The following is a 16,604-nucleotide window of genomic DNA, read 5'->3' on the forward strand; positions in this document are numbered from 1 at the left end:
TGATGCGAACGGGCCGCGCATTCGGATATGGCTCTCGTGAATGGAGACTTAAAATGGCTAAGACCCAAGATTACACCAAGATCATGCAGGACATGATGGCTTCGTTCCCGGTGGACGCAGCCAAGTTCCAGGACGCCTTCAAATCGCAAGCCGCGATCGGCGAGAAATTCTCGAAAGTGGCTCTGGAAGCTGCTGAGAAATCGACCGAAGTTTCGTCGAAATGGGCGAAAGACGCTCTGACCAAAGTCGGCGCTCTGACCAAAACCCAGGAAGAGCCGGCTGACTACGCGAAAGCCGTCAACGACTTCGCTTCGGCTTCGGCTGAACTGGCTGCTGAAAACCTGGCTGCCTTCGCTGAAATCGCGAAAAAAGTGCAGATGGAAACCGTCGAGCTGATGATGGCTGCTGGCAAAGACCTGTCGGAAGAAGCCTCGGAAGCTGTGAAAAAAGCCACTGCGACCGCAACCGAAACCGCTAAGAAAGCGGCTGCTGCGAAATAATCCGGTTCCGGGCGCCCTCCTCCCCCTTCGGCGCCCGACGGATTACTGCCGCTGCGATCTCCTCCTCCCGATTGCAGCGGTCCCGAACTGGGCGAGCCACCGGCTCGCCCTTTTCCGTTGCGGCCCCTGGGCAACAAGATTGTTGCTTTTGCCGCCGCGCCGCATCAAACTCGCCGCAAGCGCATAATAAGCACGCACCCGGGGAGGATAAGATGGCGAGTGATGAAAAGCCGTTGCTGATTAAACGGTATGCGAGCCGTCGGCTCTACAATACCGAGACCAGCGATTACGTCACGCTTGAGGACATCGCGAAATTCATCCGCGCGGGGCGCGAGGTGCAGATCGTCGATCTGAAATCGGGCGATGACCTGACGCGCCAGTATCTGCTGCAAATCATCGCCGAGCACGAAAGCCGCGGCGAGAATGTGCTGCCCGTCGATGTGCTGACCGATCTGGTGCGCTCCTATACGACTTCGGCGCAGTCGGTCGTGCCGCAATTCCTTGCCGCCTCGTTCGAGATGCTGCGCGAGGGCCAGTCGCATATGATGGAAAACCTGACCCATATGCCGAACCCGATGGCCTCGATGCCGGGGTTTGACGCGCTGCAGCGCCAGCAACAGGCCTTTCTGGAACAGATGATGAAAGGCTGGGGAACGACCGGATCATCCGGCCCCGCACCCGAGGACGAAAGCACCGGCAAGCAGGACGGCAAGGAAGAGCTGAACGCGATCAAAAAGCAGCTCGCCGATCTGCAATCCAAGCTCTCGAAGCTCTGATTTCGCGATAAAATCCCACGAAACGCGCCCTTTTCGGGGCGCGTTTTCCGTTCGCGCGTTGACACTGCCGCCCGCGCGGCGCAAAAGCACCCCATCATAACCCGCAACCGGGCGTTCCGTGGGCGCCAAACTGACGAGGAGGACAACCGATGTCCCAAATCACCCTCACCTTCCCCGATGGAAATTCGCGCGACTATCCGGCCGGCACCACGCCCGCCGAAGTGGCTGCAAGCATCTCGACCTCGCTGGCGAAAAAGGCGATCTCGGCACAGGTGAACGGCGCGCATTTCGATCTGCAATGGCCGATCACTGCGGATGCGCAAATCGCGATCAACACGATGCAGGATGACGAACCGGCGCTTGAGCTGATCCGCCACGATCTGGCGCATATCATGGCGCGCGCGGTGCAAGAGATCTGGCCCGACGTCAAAGTCACCATTGGCCCGGTCCGCGACAAGGGCTGGTTCTACGATTTCGACCGCACCGAACCCTTCACCCCCGAAGACCTTGGCCAGATCGAAGCGAAGATGCGCGAGATCATCAACGCCCGCGATCCGGTGAAAACCGAGGTCTGGGACCGTGCCCGCGCGATCAAGCATTACGAAGACACGAACGAGCCCTACAAAGTCGAACTTATCGCCCGCATCCCCGAGGGCGAGGACATCCGCATGTATTGGCATGGCGAATGGCAGGATCTTTGCCGCGGCCCGCACCTGCAACACACCGGACAGGTGCCGGCGGATGCGTTCAAGCTGACCCATGTCGCAGGCGCCTATTGGCTGGGCGACAACACCCGCCCGATGCTCCAGCGTATCTACGGCGTGGGCTTCAAGAACCGCAAGGATCTGCAAGCCCACCTGACCATGATGGAAGAGGCCGCCAAGCGCGACCACCGCAAACTGGGCCGCGAGATGGACCTGTTCCACATGCAGGAAGAGGCTCCGGGGCAGGTCTTCTGGCACCCGAACGGCTGGCGTATCTACACCACACTGCAAGACTACATGCGCCGCCAGCAGGACCGCGACGGCTATGTCGAGGTGAACACGCCGCAGGTGGTGAACCGCAAGCTCTGGGAGGCCTCGGGCCACTGGGAGAACTATCAGGAAAACATGTTCATCGTCGAAGTGGACGAGGATCATGCCCGCGAAAAAACCGTGAATGCGCTGAAACCGATGAACTGCCCGTGCCATGTGCAGGTGTTCAACGTCGGCCTGAAATCCTATCGCGATCTGCCGCTCCGCATGGCCGAATTCGGCTCGTGCAACCGCTATGAGCCTTCGGGCGCGCTGCATGGCATCATGCGCGTGCGCGGCTTCACGCAAGACGATGCCCACATTTTCTGCACCGATGCGCAGATCGAATCCGAGACAAGGAAATTCATCGAGTTTCTGGCGATGATCTATGCCGATCTGGGCTTCGAGAACTGGACGATCAAGCTCTCGACCCGGCCTGAAAAGCGCATCGGCTCGGATGAAAGCTGGGACCGTGTCGAAAAGGCGCTTGGCGATGCGTGCAACGCGGCAGGCTATCAGTATGAGATTCAGGAAGGCGAAGGCGCATTCTACGGGCCGAAGCTTGAATTCACGCTGACCGACGCCATCGGGCGCGAATGGCAATGCGGCACGCTTCAGGTGGACCCGAACCTGCCCGAGCGTCTGGATGCAAGCTATATCGGTCAGGATGGAGAGCGTCACCGCCCCGTCATGCTGCACCGCGCGGTTCTTGGCTCGTTCGAGCGCTTCATCGGTATCCTGATCGAAAGCCACGCGGGCAAACTGCCGTTCTGGCTGGCGCCGCGTCAGGTGGTTGTAGCTTCGATCGTGTCGGACGCGGACGATTATGTGCGCGAGGTAACCGAGATGCTGCGCGCCGCGGGCATCCGCGCCGAGACCGACACCCGCAACGAGAAGATCAACTACAAGGTGCGCGAGCACAGCCTTGGCAAAGTGCCGGTGATCCTTGCGGTCGGGATGCGCGAGATCGAGGAGCGCACCGTTTCCGTGCGTCGTCTGGGTGAAAACCGCACCGAGACCGTCGCCATCGACACGCTGATCGAACAGCTTAAGGCCGAGGCGACCCCGCCCGATCTGCTCTGACCGCAGAATCAGCCTTCAGTTGAGCCGCAAACGCCGCGCCCCTTCCCCGGTCGCGGCGTTTTTCTTCGAATTTCTATGGGCTTGGCCTGTCATCGGAATTTCAATTGCATTTCCGGATGCTTGTGGCACTCTATTGCGCATGTGACTGCTACCTTTCCTACCGCCTCCCTTCTCACAAACGGGGCAGCCGGAAGATTTGAAAGACCTGGCTGCACGGCCCCGGGCAATCTCGCCTGAGGGAAATTCGAAAAGGAGAACGGTATGGCTACGGGCACCGTCAAATGGTTCAACTCGACCAAAGGCTTCGGCTTCATCGCACCCGACGAGGGTGGCAAGGACGTTTTCGTCCACATCTCGGCTGTTGAGCGCGCGGGCCTCAAAGGTCTGAACGACAACCAGAAAGTCAGCTACGAACTGCAAGAAGGCCGCGACGGCCGCGCTTCGGCTTCGGACCTGCAGCTTCTCTGAGGATTTCCTCGGTCAAGAATTCGGCCCGCAAGAGCGATCTTGCGGGTCTTTTCATATCCAGACGGCCTGCGCATCGGCCTTCCAGCCAAGCGTGCGCGTCTCGCCCTCTTCGATCACGGGGCGCTTCATCAGCGTCGGATGCCGGGCGATAAGATCGGCCACGGGGGCGGCGCGTTCATCATCAGTCAAGCCGCGCCAGGTGGTCGAGGATTTGTTCACCAGAGCTTCGCCAAATGCCGCCACAAAGCGCGCGATTTCCGCGTCGGTCAGCGGCGCCCCTCGCACATCGCGAAACTCGGGCGCACGACCTGCCCCCTCCAGCGCCTTCAGCGCCTTCTTCACCGTGTCGCAAGATTTGATCCCGTAAACGATCATGGCTGATCCTCTGTCAAATGCCCCGCCTCAAGGCGCATCACACGGTCCATCCGCGCGGCCAGCTCCAGATTATGCGTCGCGATCAGGGCCGACAGACCGGTGTCCCGCACCAGCCCCATCAGCGCCGCAAACACCGTGTCCGAGGTCGCCGGATCAAGGTTGCCGGTCGGCTCATCGGCCAGCAACAGCTTGGGCTGGTTGGCCAGTGCCCGACAAAAGGCGACGCGCTGTTGCTCTCCGCCCGAAAGTTCAGACGGACGATGGCTGGCCCGCGCCGATAGGCCGACAGTAGCCAAAAGCGCCTGCCCCCGCGCCTCGGCCGCCCCCCGCGCAACACCATTCGCCAACTGCGGCAGAACGACATTCTCCAGCGCCGAGAACTCGGGCAGCAGGTGGTGGAACTGATAGACAAAGCCCAGATCGGTGCGCCGCGCCTCTGTCCGGCGACGGTCCGACGCACCGCTCATGTCCTGACCATTCAGCACAACACGTCCCCGATCCGCCGTATCCAGCAGCCCCGCGATATGCAAAAGCGTCGATTTCCCTGCGCCCGAAGGCGCGACAAGGGCCACGACCTCACCTCGGGAAATTGTTAAATTCACACCTTTCAGGACCGAAATCTCGCCCGGAGCACCCCGATTATAGCACTTTTCGATCATCTCCAGCGTCAGCACATCACTCATAGCGCAAGGCCTCCACCGGGTTCAGACGCGCCGCGCGACGCGCCGGAAAGATCGTCACGACAAAAGACAGCCCAAGCGACAGCGCCACAGCTTTCGCCACATCATAGCCCTGCAACTTGGCCGGAAGCTCGTAAATGCCGCGGATCGAGGGATCCCACGCACCGCCACCGTTCAGCCAGTTCACGAAGGACATCACCTCGTCGATATAGACCGCGAACAGGCAGCCAAGGATCACCCCGCCCACCGTGCCAATCACGCCCGTAAACGCGCCACACAGGAAAAACACCCGCATCACCGAGCCTTCGGTCAGGCCCATCGTGCGCAAAATGCCGATGTCGCGCCCTTTGTTCTTGACCAGCATAATCAGCCCCGAGGTGATATTCATCGCCGCGATCAAAACCAAAATCGAGAGGATCACGAACATCACGTTATCCTCGATGTCCAGTGCGCGCAGGAACGACGACGAGCTGTCCTTCCACGTCCAGAGCATCGTGCCAGCCCCCCCCGCCTGCACCAGCGGCGGCAGAAATGGATCAAGCGTTTCAGGCGTGTCCACCATCACCTCGATCTCGTCAGCCCCGGCTTCGCGGTTGAAATAGCTCTGCGCCTCGGCAAACGGCATATAGATGCGCGTCCGGTCAATGTCCCACCGGCCAGCGGTGAAGATATAAGTGACCGGATAGGCGCTAACCCGCGGGCTGGTGCCAAAGGCGGTCTTCGCCCCGTCGGGCGAGATCAGCTTGACCTTATCGCCAAGCCCGACGCCAAGCTCCCGCGCCAGCCCCGAGCCCATCGCGATCCCATCCGAGAAGCGACTAATGTCACCAAGGCTGTCTTGCGGGTTTGCGACGCGCGGGATGGTTTTCATGTTTTTCTCTGAAATTCCATAGACTTCCGCAACATTCGAGCGGTTCCCGCTACTGACCATCACCTGCCCGCGGATCAAGGGGGCAGCGCGGGTCACACCGGGGATCGCCTCAATCCGGGCGGCGCGGTCGGCGTAGTCGCGCATCAGCGTGGAATAGGCGCCCGAGCCTTCGACCACTTCCATCGGTGCGGAATAGACCGTCACATGTGCGTTCGAACCAAGGATCGTATCAACAAATTCGGCGCGAAAGCCCGCACGCACGGCCAGTGTCGCAATCAGCGCGGCAACGCCCAGCATGATCCCGATCAGCGAAATCCATGTCATCACCGACACGCCCCCCTCGGCGCGGCGCGCGCGGAGGTATCGCCAGGCGATCAAAAACTCGAAAGGGGCGAAAGGTGCTGTTCGGGTGGCCATCGGGTCTAATCCAAAAGATGCGGCACGCTCGCCTCTTATGCCCGAAAGGTCAAGCCCGCGCCCGATCACAGAGCCGTTCGGCGCGCGTTATTCCCCCAGCAGATGTTCGTAGCGCGCATCGGTCAGGGTTTTCAGAAAAGCGACGATCGCGTCGATCCGCTTGTCATCCAGAGCCGGGCCGGTTTCGAGTTCTGTCATAGACAAAGTGCCCTCAACCTCGGGCGCAGCAAAAGGGGCGCCCGTTTCAGGGTTGATCTGGTCCTCAGGCAGGGCCGAGTTGTATTTGTTATAGAACAGAACAACCGTGCGCAGGTCTTCAAACACGCCATTATGCATGTAAGGCTCTGTTACTGCGACATTTCTAAGCGATGGAACCTTGAAACGCCCGCGCATGTCCTCTTGCGAAATGTCGGGATTGTCCAACAACCCGTTATCGCGATAATCCGCCGCGGCACCGTTTAGCGCCCGCGCCTTACGGTTCGCCGGAACGCCGATGTTGTGATAGGCATATGTTGAAAAAGTCTCATTCAGTGACAGCGGCCCCGCCTGAAGCTGGTGACAAATGTTGCAATTTGTAAACTCGGACGAAAAGAACAGCAGACGCCCCAGCTCTTCCTCTTCGGTCAGCCGCACCTCGCCACGCAAAAAGCGGTCATATCTGGAATCGAATGGTGCAAAGACCGGCGTTTTCTCGAAAGCCGCTATCGCGCGGGTCATCGCATCAAAGCTGGCCTCGGGATCGGCAAGCGGGTCATCAATTCCCGCGAGCTGCTTTAGCGCCGCACGATGAGCGGGCGTTTCAGCCAGCCGCTCGGCCACAGCCTCGACCGAGGGCAAGCCCATTTCCAGCGGGTTCAGCGGCGGCCCCTTGGCCTGATCGGCCAGCGTCGCGGCACGCCCGTCCAGAAACTGCCCGCCGATCCATTCCCCCTTTTCCGAGCGATGGAACTCAGGCGAAGCCATCGCATAGGCCGCGCTTGGAGTGTTGCGGTCGCCCAAAGAGCGCCCGTCATCCCCCAAAGACACCGCACGCCCCGCCGCCGTTTCGCGCGGATCGACAAAGGCAAAATCGGGATCGTGGCAGGTCGCGCAGCTTTGCGTCCGGTTTTGCGACAGGTTGGTATCCATGAACAACAGCGCGCCCCAGTCCTCAAGCGTCGCGGGCGCAGGGGCCGTGGCGGGGCTTGCCGCCTGATCGTCCCCGTGGATCATCTGGTGGATCTCGGCGTGAGTGCCGCCGGCCATATGCTCAAGGTGGTTGGCGTCATGCTCGGAGGGGCGCGAATGGGAAACGAACGCCGGCTCATGCGGCCAGAGCATCACCGCGCCAAGCCCCGCCAGCGCGACAACTGACGCCGAAAGCCCGATCAAAACGCCCTTGGAAGCCATTGTCCGCCCTTTCATACACCCGAACATAATAATACCCCCGCCACCAATGCGACGGGGGGAATTCTTAGCGGTGAGCGGCGTAAATCTCGGCGATGCGCGCAACGGCGGCTTCGGCCGACATCTCTTCGCTTTCGCCGGTGCGACGGCTGGTCAGCTCGACCACACCGTTGGCCAGACCGCGCGGGCCGACCGTCACACGCCACGGCAGACCGATCAGGTCCATCGTCGCGAATTTGGCGCCTGCGCGCTCTTCGCGGTCGTCGTAAAGCGGATCAAGACCCGCCGCGACCATCGCCTTATAGAGCGCGTCACAGGCCGCATCACAGGCGGCGTCACCTTGCTTGAGGTTGACGATACCGGCATGGAACGGGGTGACGCCTTCGGGCCAGATGATGCCCTTTTCGTCGTGGCTGGCCTCGATGATCGCGCCCAGAAGACGCGACACGCCGATCCCGTGCGAGCCCATCTCGACCGGCACGCGCGCACCATCGGGGGTGGTGACGGTGGCGCCCATTGCCTCGGAGTATTTGGTGCCGAAGTAGAAGATTTGCCCGACCTCGATCCCGCGGGCGACGCGGCGGCGTTCCTCGGGGATTTCGTTGAACAGCGCTTCATCGTGGGTCTCGTCGGTGCGGGCGTAACGCGAGGTGAATTCCTCCAGCACGGCCTGACACTCTTCGCGGCTATCGTAGTCGATCTCGCGGTCGCCGAAGGTCAGATCGGTCACTTCGCTGTCATAGAAGACCTCGGATTCGCCGGTCTCCGCCAGCACGAGGAATTCATGCGTATAATCGCCGCCGATCGGGCCGCCATCGGCGCGCATCGGGATCGCCTGAAGCCCCATACGCTCGTAGGTGCGCAGATAGCTCACGAGGTGGCGGTTATAGGCGTGCAGCGCGTCTTCGCGGGTCAGGTCGAAGGTGTAGCCGTCTTTCATAAAGAACTCGCGGCCCCGCATCACGCCGAAACGCGGGCGGATCTCGTCGCGGAACTTCCACTGGATGTGATAGAGCGTCAGCGGCAGCGATTTGTAGCTTTCGACATGGGCGCGGAAGATGTCCGTCACCATTTCCTCATTGGTCGGACCGTAAAGCATATCGCGGCCATGACGGTCCTTGATGCGCAGCATTTCCTGACCGTAGTCATCATAGCGCCCGCTTTCGCGCCACAGGTCCGCCGATTGCAGCGTCGGCATCAAAAGCGGAATGTGGCCCGCGCGGATTTGCTCTTCATGGACGATCTGCTCGATCCGCTTGAGCACCTTGTAGCCCAAGGGCAGCCACGAATAGATGCCTGCGGATTGCTGCTTGATCATGCCCGCGCGCAGCATCAGGCGGTGCGAGACGATCTGGGCCTCGGCGGGGTTCTCTTTGAGAACGGGAAGGAAATAGCGGGAAAGGCGCATCTGGCGGTCCTGCGGATTGGGTTATCTGTCGCCACTTGGCCTAGAGGAATTAGGCCAGCGGGGCAAGTGTCCGCGCGGGGTCGCCTAGCGGGTTTCGAACGGGATTTTCAAGCCAACCGTCGCCACCGTGGGCGCAAGCCCGCCCGATTTCAGCGCCCGCAGCGTGCCAAGCCCCAGCGACAGGCGCAGGTTGTCGCGCAGCGCGCAGTCCAGTTCCGCGCGCAAGCCCCCGATCAGCCCGCCCGCCGCGTTGACGCCGCCGCCCCCTGCCGCGCCCAGATGCGCCTCGACCGAGGCGCTCCAGCGCGGCGAGAGCGGCATCTCGTAGCCAAGCCCCAACAGACCGATGGCATAGCCCGCCACCTCGCCGCCCATCGCGGTTTGCGCGTTCCCCGTCAGATAAAGGCGGTCGGTCAGGAACATATCGACCGAGCTTTCTTGCATAATCGGGCGGCCCGATCCGGGTGCCCCCGCCTTGCGGAACCCCGCGTTCGGGTCTTGCACCGAAACGCCGAAACTATAGGCCCATTTCTGCGGCTTCCCGGTGGTCGACTGGCCCGCTGCGCGCTTGAACACCCGCGTGAGGCGCACCGAGGCCAAAGCCCCGCCGTGATCGCCCGAGAGCGCCTTGGTGCCGCCCACCGCCAGATCAAGATCCAGCCAATTGGCCAGCGGCACGCTCACCCCGCCCGCAACGGAAACCAGCGGCCCCGCGCCGGTATCCACCTCGCCGCCGCCGCCAAAGCCAAGCGCCGCCTCGCCAAACAGATCAACCGGCCCCATCGGGATGCGGTGGCGCAGGCCGCCCATCACCTGCATATAGCCCTCGCCGCCTTTCGCGGCCCCCGCCGCGCCGAAGGTCAGCTCGTTGCGGGCCGACAGCAGAAAGCTCGCCTCGGCACCGACAAGGCTCAGATCGGGTTGCGGCTGGCCTGCGCGGGTCTGCGCGCCCGAGCGCGCCACCACCTGCGCCGCCCCGAGAGAGACCGAGCGCAGCGGCAGGGACAGCGCCCCGCCCGCGCGCACCTGATCCGGATCGACCGAATAGCGCACCCCGACGCCCAGCGCGGGCCCGTCGATATTCGCCCCCGCGATCCGCATCCATGAAGCGCCCGCTTGCAGCCCCCAATGGGGCGAGAGCGCATAATCGGCAGCAACACCTGCGCGCAGCATCAGCCCGTCACCGACAACCTGCGCCGCCCCGCCACCGCCACCGATAAACCCTTGCAATTTCAGGGATAGATCGGGGCTCACCGGCATTGTCTTGACCGCTTCGAAGCCCCAGAAGAACGCGCCCCCCGCATCGCCACTGGCGGCCGAATAGATCGACTGGCCAAAGCTCAGGCCCGGCGCGACCTCGTGCCCGACATACAGCCGGTGCAGCCCTTCGATTTTGGTTTGCGGATCGTTCAGCGCCTCGAAACCCGTCTCGATTTCAAAGGATGCCGCAGGCAAAGCCGCCCCCGCCAGAACACAAATCGCCATCACGGCACGGCGCAGAACACGGGGCATAGCGTCACCTCTAACAAATTCGCCCCCATTAGAAAGAGGCGCGCCGGAATGGTCAATTCCCCGATTTGAGGCAATACGCTTGAAAATTCCGCGCTTTACCCCGATTTTGCACGGGTATTCGTAAGAAGGAGCGGGTTATGTCCCTGCCGGTGCGGCAACAGGTTGTTTATTGGGGCGCGGCGATCGCTCTGTCAGGGCTGGCGCTTTGGGGGCTTGGCGATGTGATCCTGCCCTTCATCATGGGCGGCGCGATTGCCTATTTCCTTGATCCGCTGGCTGACCGGCTGGAGCGACTAGGCCTGACGCGGGTTGCCGCGACCGCGACGATAGCGGTCGTTGCGACGCTGGCTTTCGTGGTGGTGTCGCTGGCGGTCTTACCGATGCTGATGCGCCAGTTGACCCAGCTTGTCGCCTCGGCCCCCGATATTGCGGCACGGCTGCAATCCTTCCTGACCACCACCTTCCCTTCGATGATGGAGCAAGGTTCGGTCATCAACGAAACGCTGGCAACCTTGGGCGAGACCGTCAAGGCGCGCGGCGGCGAGCTGGCGCAGACGCTGCTCAGCTCCGCCATGAGCGTCGTCAACGCGGTCATCTTTATCGTCGTCGTGCCGGTGGTGACCTTCTACATGCTGCTTGATTGGGACCGGATGGTCGCCAAGATCGACGGCTGGCTGCCGCGCGACCATGTAGAAACGATCCGCCAGATCGCGCGCGACATCGACAAGGTATTGTCGGGCTTTGTGCGCGGGCAGGTTTCCGTTTGTTTGCTGCTTGGCGCGTTCTATTCGATTGCGCTGATGCTGGCGGGGCTGAAATTCGGGCTGGTTGCCGGCTCGATCGCGGGCGCGCTGACCTTCATCCCCTATGTCGGCGCGATCATCGGGGGCGTTCTGTCCATCGGGCTGGCGCTGTTCCAGTTCTGGGGCGATTGGGTCTCGATCGGGATTGTCGCGGGGATATTCGCCGCCGGACAATTCCTTGAGGGCAATATTATCACGCCGAAACTGGTCGGCACCTCGGTCGGGCTGCATCCGTTGTGGCTGCTCTTTGCACTGTCGGCCTTTGGCACGGTTTTCGGCTTTCTGGGGATGCTGGTCGCGGTTCCGGTCGCGGCAGTGATCGGAGTGGTTGCACGTTTCTTCCTCGACCAATATCTGGGGGGCAGGCTGTATATCGGGATTACCGGACGAGGCTCCGGCACGCCCCAAGAAGAAAACGAGCACGAGGCCTGAGATGAACCGCCAACTGGCATTTGACCTGCCGCTGAAACAGGCGCAGGGGCGCGAGGATTTCTTCGTCGCGCCCGCGAATGCGCTGGCGCTGGCGACGCTGGACGCACCTGAGGGCTGGCCCGGCGGGCGGATGCTGCTCATTGGCCCAGAGGGCGCGGGCAAGTCGCATCTGGCGCAGATCTGGGCGGATGAGCGCGGGGCGTCGATCCTGCCCGCGACACGCCTGACGGATGCCGATATTCCAGCCCTCGCCCGTTCGGCGCTGGTGCTGGAGGATGCGCAAACCATCGGAGCCGATCCGGCGCGGCAAGAAGCATTGTTCCACCTTTACAATCTGATGCAGGCCGAGGGGCGCATATTCTTGATGACCGCCGACGCGCCGCCGCGCGACTGGGGGCTGACGCTGCCCGACCTGATTTCGCGGATGGGTTCGGTCGCCTCGGTGCGAATCTCGCCCCCCGACGATGCTCTGCTCGCCGCTGTTCTGGTCAAGCTCTTCAACGACCGGCAACTGACCGTGCAGCCGCAGTTGATCGACTGGCTGGTAACCCGGATGGACCGCTCGCTTGCCACCGCGCGCAAGCTGGTTCAGGCGCTGGATACCCGTGCGCTGGAAGAGGGCCGTAAAATCTCGCGCCAACTTGCCGCGCAGGTTCTGGACACTCTGTGACGCAGGGCGCAGAATGCTGTCATCGCGCCTTTACAATTCACAACGATAAGCGCCGCTATGACACAGGCTGATTTTCTAAGAACCCCCTTCCCCGCCCCCGTCGAGATGCCCAAAGAGGTGCTCTCCGGCCCCAGGCGTTTCTTCAACCGCGAACTGTCGTGGCTGGCGTTCAATACACGCGTCCTCGAAGAGGCGACGAACCCGCGCGTGCCGCTGATGGAGCGGGTGCGGTTTGTCTCGATCTCGGCGACAAACCTGGACGAGTTTTACACCGTCCGCGTGGCGGGCCTGCGAGAGTTGGTGCGCGAGGGAAACACGACGCCGTCGCATGACGGGCTGACGCCTGCCGAACAGCTTGTGCTGATCAACGCGGACGCGCGCCGCCTTTTGGCCGCGCAGCAGACCACCTGGAACAAGCTCAAGCGCGAGATGGAGGGCGAAGGCATCCACCTTGTGCCGCGCTCGAAACTGACCAAACGCGACCGGACCTTCCTTGAGGATCACTTCCTGCACAAGGTCTTTCCGGTGCTCTCGCCCTTGGCCATTGACCCCGCGCACCCCTTCCCGTTCATCCCCAACACCGGCTTTTGTCTGGCGCTGGAGCTGGAGCGCAAAGCGGACAAACGCCGCTTGCAGGCGCTTTTGCCGATCCCGCAGCAGATCGACCGCTTTGTGCGGCTGCCCGGTGGCCCGCGCTTCCTGCCGCTCGAAGACCTGCTGCTTCTGCATCTGGACATGCTGTTTCCGGGTTATAGCGACGCGGGCCATTGCGCCTTCCGCGTGCTGCGCGACAGCGATCTTGAGGTCGAGGACGAGGCCGAAGACCTGGTGCGCGAGTTCGAAACGGCGCTGAAACGCCGCCGCCGCGGACAGGTGATCCGCCTGAAAATCACCGCAGGCGCGCCCGAAAGCCTCAAATCGCTGATCATGGACGAGCTGCACGTCTCGGATGACGAGGTCGTCGAGGTGAAGGGGCTTCTGGGCATTGCCGATCTGAAAGAGCTGGTGCTGTCCGAGCGCGCCGATCTGATGTGGCCCACCTTCACGCCGCGCGTGCCCGAGCGCGTGCAGGACCACGAGGGCGATATGTTCGCCGCGATCCGGCAAAAGGACATGCTGCTGCATCACCCCTACGAGACCTTCGATATGGTGGTGCGCTTCCTCAATCAGGCGGCTTCGGACCCGAATGTGCTGGCGATCAAGCAGACGCTGTATCGCACCTCCAAGGACAGCCCGATCGTCTCGGCGCTCTGCGAGGCGGCGGAGGCGGGCAAATCCGTCACTGCGCTGGTCGAGCTGAAAGCCCGCTTTGACGAGGCCGCCAACATCCGCCAGTCGCGCCGGCTGGAACGTGCGGGTGCGCATGTGGTCTATGGGTTTATCAACTACAAAACCCACGCGAAGATCTCGACCGTGGTGCGCCGCGAGGGGGATCAGCTTGTCACCTACACGCACTACGGGACCGGCAACTACCACCCGATCACCGCGAAAATCTACACCGATCTCAGCTTCTTTACCTGCGACAGCGCCTTGGGGCGCGATGCGACCAAGGTGTTCAACTATCTGTCGGGCTATGTGCAGCCCGAGGGGCTTGAAAACCTTGCGATTTCACCGATTTCGCTGAAGCCCCGCCTTCTGGACCTGATCGCGAAAGAGGCCGAATACGCCCGCGCGGGCCGCCCCGCCGAAATCTGGGCCAAGATGAACTCGCTGATCGACCCCGTGGTCATCGACGCGCTTTACGAGGCCTCGCAGGCGGGCGTGAAGATCAGCCTGATTATCCGCGGCATCTGCGGCGTGCGCCCCGGCATCAAGGGTCTGTCCGAGAATATCCGCGTGAAATCCATCGTCGGGCGGTTCCTTGAACACTCGCGGATCGTCTGTTTCGGCAACGGACACGGGCTGTCGTCGAAAAAGGCGCGGGTGTTCTTTTCGTCGGCTGACTGGATGGGGCGCAACCTTAACCGTCGCGTGGAGACGCTGGTCGAGGCGATGAACGACACGGTGAAGGCGCAGATCGTCAACCAGATCATGGCCGCGAACCTTGCCGACGAGGCGCAAAGCTGGATCCTCCAGCCCGACGGACGCTTTGTCCGCCCGCTGCCCGAAGGCAAGGAAGACCTGTTCAGTTGCCACCGCTTCTTCATGGAATACCCCTCGCTTTCGGGGCGCGGCTCGGCGGGCGCAAAAGACGTGCCAAAGCTTGCCCATAGCTTCGACTGACACTAGGCTCGCGCGGGGGGGACACCCCCGCCAGCAACAAAGGCCACTGCATGAACGCTGACCACTCGTCCTCCCGCCCGCTGACGCTTGGCGATGACTGGGATCCGTTCGGGGTGCCGCTGTTCGACGATCCCTCGGCGCGGGCGCTGTCGCGCGTGGGGGTGGTCGACATCGGGTCGAACTCGGTGCGGATGGTGGTGTTTGACGGGGCCGCGCGCTCGCCTGCCTATTTCTACAACGAAAAGGTCATGGCGGGGCTGGGGCAAGGTCTGGCCGAAACCGGACGGCTTAGCCCCGAGGGGCGCAAGCGCGCCTTCGCGGCCCTCAAGCGCTTTGCGCTGCTGGCCAAGGGCATGGACATCGGCCCGCTGACCTGTGTGGCCACCGCCGCCATGCGCGACGCCGAGGACGGCCCCGAGTTCAAGCGCCAGATCGAAAAGGAAACCGGCCTGCATATCCACGTCATCGACGGGATCGAGGAGGCGCGGCTGTCCGCGCAGGGTGTGCTTCTGGGCTGGCCCGAGGCCGAAGGGCTGATCTGCGACATCGGCGGCAACTCGATGGAGCTGGCCGAGGTGCGCGGCGGCAAGGTCTGGCGGCGCGTGACCTCGCAGCTTGGCCCCTTCCGGCTGATGCAGATCCCGAAAAAGGATCAGGCCGCCCATATCAAGGCGACGATCCGCGAACTGGCCGATCAGGTCGGCACCGATCACGACCGGATCTATCTGGTGGGCGGATCGTGGCGCGCGATTGCACGGCTTGACATGGAGCGGCGCAACTATCCGCTGGTGGTGCTGCACGAATACCGGATGATGCCCGACACGCTTGTAGAAACGCTCGACTGGATCGGCGCGAATGATCTGGATGCGCTGCGTTCAAAAACCGGCACATCCTCGGCGCGCATGTCGCTGGTGCCTTGGGCCGCGCAGGTGTTGCGCGAACTGGTCACGACCTTCGCACCCAAAGAGATCGACGTCTCGGCCTATGGTATCCGCGAGGGGATGCTTTACGAGCAGATGCCCGAGCGCCTGCGCCGCCGCGACCCGCTGATCGAGGCCTGCCGCCACTCTGAGCGCACGCAATCGCGGCTTCCTGGCTTCGGCAAACGCCTGCACAATTTCATCGCGCCGATTTTCGCCAATGCCGCCCCCGAGAAATTCCGCCTGATCCGCGCCGCCTGTCTGTTGCACGACACGACATGGCGCACCCATCCCGATTACCGCGCCGAGGCCTGTTTCGATAACGTGACCCGCGCCAATATGGCGGCACTGTCGCACCCCGAGCGGGTCTATCTGGGGGTGGCGCTGCTGCACCGCTACAAGAATTCGCGCAACGGCTCGCGGTTCAGCTATCTCTTCGATCTGCTCAGCGAGGACGATCTGAACGAAGCCGAGGTTCTGGGCAAGGCGATGCGTTTCGGGGCGATGTTCGCGCTGCACAGCCCGCAAGAGGCGGGCGAGCTGGAATATTCGCCAAAAAAACAAACGCTGACACTGACGCTGACACAAAAAGGTGCAGGGCTCTTTGGCGAAGTGGCCGAGGCGCGTTTTGCCTCGCTCGCCTCTGCGCTCAAGGCCAAGCCGCGGGTGAAATTCCCCTAAAGCTCGGTCGTTTCCGGCGCGGGGTCAACATAAGCTGGCGCATCCGGGCGGCGGCGGATGATAATATCGCCATTCGGCAGGCGCTCGGGCGCGTCATAGTTGCGGATGTCGTCCAAGAGCGAGATCAGCTTGTCGACCGCAGGCGCAAGGTCGCGTCCCGCTTCTTCGATGCCGCGCTGCATTTCGCCCAGGGCTGGTTCCATCTCGTCCAGCACACCGCGCAGCACCATCGCCATACCCTTTTCCAGAAGGCTCATACCTTCCTCAAGGTCGCCTTCGGGCGGGGTTTCAGCCTCTTGCGCAAGCACGGGACCAGCCGCCAGCCATCCGGCCAGCACGACAACGGGGATCGTTACAAAGCTCTTCATGGCGCGACTATACCACCC

At 62.4% G+C, this 16,604-nt stretch carries 15 protein-coding genes; 8 read left to right on the top strand and 7 right to left on the bottom strand.

Annotated features, from left to right (window positions below; all coding sequences use genetic code 11):
- Positions 1 to 53 precede the first annotated feature (53 nt).
- The 4 genes from RYZ20_RS10515 (at position 54) to RYZ20_RS10530 (ending at position 3,840) form a co-directional block, all read left to right on the top strand.
- Complete coding sequence (locus RYZ20_RS10515; RefSeq protein ID WP_317673227.1) at positions 54 to 500, top strand: Phasin; 447 nt, start codon at positions 54 to 56, stop codon at positions 498 to 500.
- Positions 501 to 712: 212 nt separating this feature from the next.
- Positions 713 to 1,276: a polyhydroxyalkanoate synthesis repressor PhaR gene (phaR, locus tag RYZ20_RS10520; RefSeq protein WP_317673229.1), complete on the top strand. Its 564-nt coding sequence runs from the start codon at positions 713 to 715 to the stop codon at positions 1,274 to 1,276.
- Positions 1,277 to 1,425: 149 nt separating this feature from the next.
- Entirely contained in the window at positions 1,426 to 3,372 is a 1,947-nt protein-coding gene (thrS, locus tag RYZ20_RS10525) for a threonine--tRNA ligase (RefSeq protein WP_317673231.1), read from the top strand.
- Positions 3,373 to 3,633: 261 nt separating this feature from the next.
- Entirely contained in the window at positions 3,634 to 3,840 is a 207-nt protein-coding gene (locus RYZ20_RS10530; RefSeq protein ID WP_317673233.1) for a cold-shock protein, read from the top strand.
- Between the two features lie 51 nt (positions 3,841 to 3,891).
- On the opposite strand, the gene RYZ20_RS10535 is transcribed toward RYZ20_RS10530, so the two are convergent.
- The 6 genes from RYZ20_RS10535 to RYZ20_RS10560 all read right to left on the bottom strand — a co-directional run bounded on the left by RYZ20_RS10535 (position 3,892) and on the right by RYZ20_RS10560 (position 10,489).
- Positions 3,892 to 4,215 carry an arsenate reductase family protein gene (locus tag RYZ20_RS10535; protein ID WP_317673235.1) on the bottom strand — a complete coding sequence of 108 codons (324 nt, stop codon included), beginning with the start codon at positions 4,213 to 4,215 and terminating at the stop codon, positions 3,892 to 3,894.
- Complete coding sequence (locus tag RYZ20_RS10540) at positions 4,212 to 4,898, bottom strand: ABC transporter ATP-binding protein (RefSeq protein WP_317673237.1); 687 nt, start codon at positions 4,896 to 4,898, stop codon at positions 4,212 to 4,214. The genes RYZ20_RS10535 and RYZ20_RS10540 overlap by 4 nt, the downstream gene beginning before the upstream one ends.
- Positions 4,891 to 6,183 carry a lipoprotein-releasing ABC transporter permease subunit gene (locus RYZ20_RS10545; protein ID WP_317673239.1) on the bottom strand — a complete coding sequence of 431 codons (1,293 nt, stop codon included), beginning with the start codon at positions 6,181 to 6,183 and terminating at the stop codon, positions 4,891 to 4,893. The genes RYZ20_RS10540 and RYZ20_RS10545 overlap by 8 nt, the downstream gene beginning before the upstream one ends.
- Before the next feature lie 87 nt (positions 6,184 to 6,270).
- The gene (locus tag RYZ20_RS10550) at positions 6,271 to 7,572 is read right to left on the bottom strand and encodes a cytochrome-c peroxidase (protein ID WP_317673241.1); all 1,302 of its coding nucleotides are present in this window, start codon (positions 7,570 to 7,572) and stop codon (positions 6,271 to 6,273) included.
- A 64-nt stretch (positions 7,573 to 7,636) separates the two neighbouring features.
- Positions 7,637 to 8,977, bottom strand: coding sequence for a proline--tRNA ligase (gene proS, locus RYZ20_RS10555; protein WP_317673242.1), 1,341 nt, complete (start codon positions 8,975 to 8,977; stop codon positions 7,637 to 7,639).
- Between the two features lie 84 nt (positions 8,978 to 9,061).
- Positions 9,062 to 10,489 carry a hypothetical protein gene (locus RYZ20_RS10560; protein WP_317673243.1) on the bottom strand — a complete coding sequence of 476 codons (1,428 nt, stop codon included), beginning with the start codon at positions 10,487 to 10,489 and terminating at the stop codon, positions 9,062 to 9,064.
- Between the two features lie 137 nt (positions 10,490 to 10,626).
- Between RYZ20_RS10560 and RYZ20_RS10565 the strand changes: the two genes are divergently transcribed.
- From RYZ20_RS10565 to RYZ20_RS10580, 4 genes are read left to right on the top strand one after another with little or no spacing between them, the layout of a single operon-like run.
- Positions 10,627 to 11,724: an AI-2E family transporter gene (locus RYZ20_RS10565; RefSeq protein ID WP_317673245.1), complete on the top strand. Its 1,098-nt coding sequence runs from the start codon at positions 10,627 to 10,629 to the stop codon at positions 11,722 to 11,724.
- 1 nt (position 11,725) lies between these two features.
- The gene (locus tag RYZ20_RS10570; RefSeq protein ID WP_317673247.1) at positions 11,726 to 12,394 is read left to right on the top strand and encodes a P-loop NTPase family protein; all 669 of its coding nucleotides are present in this window, start codon (positions 11,726 to 11,728) and stop codon (positions 12,392 to 12,394) included.
- Positions 12,395 to 12,451: 57 nt separating this feature from the next.
- Positions 12,452 to 14,617 (top strand): RNA degradosome polyphosphate kinase, encoded by a 2,166-nt coding sequence (locus RYZ20_RS10575; RefSeq protein WP_317673249.1) that lies wholly within the window; start codon positions 12,452 to 12,454, stop codon positions 14,615 to 14,617.
- 50 nt (positions 14,618 to 14,667) lie between these two features.
- On the top strand, positions 14,668 to 16,218 hold the full coding sequence (locus RYZ20_RS10580; protein WP_317673251.1) for a Ppx/GppA family phosphatase: 1,551 nt from the start codon (positions 14,668 to 14,670) through the stop codon (positions 16,216 to 16,218).
- On the opposite strand, the gene RYZ20_RS10585 is transcribed toward RYZ20_RS10580, so the two are convergent.
- Positions 16,215 to 16,586: an AAA+ family ATPase gene (locus tag RYZ20_RS10585; RefSeq protein WP_317673253.1), complete on the bottom strand. Its 372-nt coding sequence runs from the start codon at positions 16,584 to 16,586 to the stop codon at positions 16,215 to 16,217. The two genes, RYZ20_RS10580 and RYZ20_RS10585, sit on opposite strands and share 4 nt — an antisense overlap.
- Positions 16,587 to 16,604: the final 18 nt, after the last annotated feature.

Origin of the sequence: Pseudothioclava alba, from assembly GCF_033100795.1 — a bacterium.
In the GTDB taxonomy this organism is placed as follows: Bacteria; Pseudomonadota; Alphaproteobacteria; order Rhodobacterales; family Rhodobacteraceae; genus Pseudothioclava.

Bases quoted from the DNA above. Each gene is read 5' to 3' on its own strand.
- RYZ20_RS10515 (WP_317673227.1), top strand. From the start codon at position 54: ATGGCTAAGACCCAAGATTACACCAAGATCATGCAGGACATGATGGCT.
- phaR (WP_317673229.1), top strand. From the start codon at position 713: ATGGCGAGTGATGAAAAGCCGTTGCTGATTAAACGGTATGCGAGCCGT.
- thrS (WP_317673231.1), top strand. From the start codon at position 1,426: ATGTCCCAAATCACCCTCACCTTCCCCGATGGAAATTCGCGCGACTAT.
- RYZ20_RS10530 (WP_317673233.1), top strand. From the start codon at position 3,634: ATGGCTACGGGCACCGTCAAATGGTTCAACTCGACCAAAGGCTTCGGC.
- RYZ20_RS10535 (WP_317673235.1), bottom strand. From the start codon at position 4,215: ATGATCGTTTACGGGATCAAATCTTGCGACACGGTGAAGAAGGCGCTG.
- RYZ20_RS10540 (WP_317673237.1), bottom strand. From the start codon at position 4,898: ATGAGTGATGTGCTGACGCTGGAGATGATCGAAAAGTGCTATAATCGG.
- RYZ20_RS10545 (WP_317673239.1), bottom strand. From the start codon at position 6,183: ATGGCCACCCGAACAGCACCTTTCGCCCCTTTCGAGTTTTTGATCGCC.
- RYZ20_RS10550 (WP_317673241.1), bottom strand. From the start codon at position 7,572: ATGGCTTCCAAGGGCGTTTTGATCGGGCTTTCGGCGTCAGTTGTCGCG.
- proS (WP_317673242.1), bottom strand. From the start codon at position 8,977: ATGCGCCTTTCCCGCTATTTCCTTCCCGTTCTCAAAGAGAACCCCGCC.
- RYZ20_RS10560 (WP_317673243.1), bottom strand. From the start codon at position 10,489: ATGCCCCGTGTTCTGCGCCGTGCCGTGATGGCGATTTGTGTTCTGGCG.
- RYZ20_RS10565 (WP_317673245.1), top strand. From the start codon at position 10,627: ATGTCCCTGCCGGTGCGGCAACAGGTTGTTTATTGGGGCGCGGCGATC.
- RYZ20_RS10570 (WP_317673247.1), top strand. From the start codon at position 11,726: ATGAACCGCCAACTGGCATTTGACCTGCCGCTGAAACAGGCGCAGGGG.
- RYZ20_RS10575 (WP_317673249.1), top strand. From the start codon at position 12,452: ATGACACAGGCTGATTTTCTAAGAACCCCCTTCCCCGCCCCCGTCGAG.
- RYZ20_RS10580 (WP_317673251.1), top strand. From the start codon at position 14,668: ATGAACGCTGACCACTCGTCCTCCCGCCCGCTGACGCTTGGCGATGAC.
- RYZ20_RS10585 (WP_317673253.1), bottom strand. From the start codon at position 16,586: ATGAAGAGCTTTGTAACGATCCCCGTTGTCGTGCTGGCCGGATGGCTG.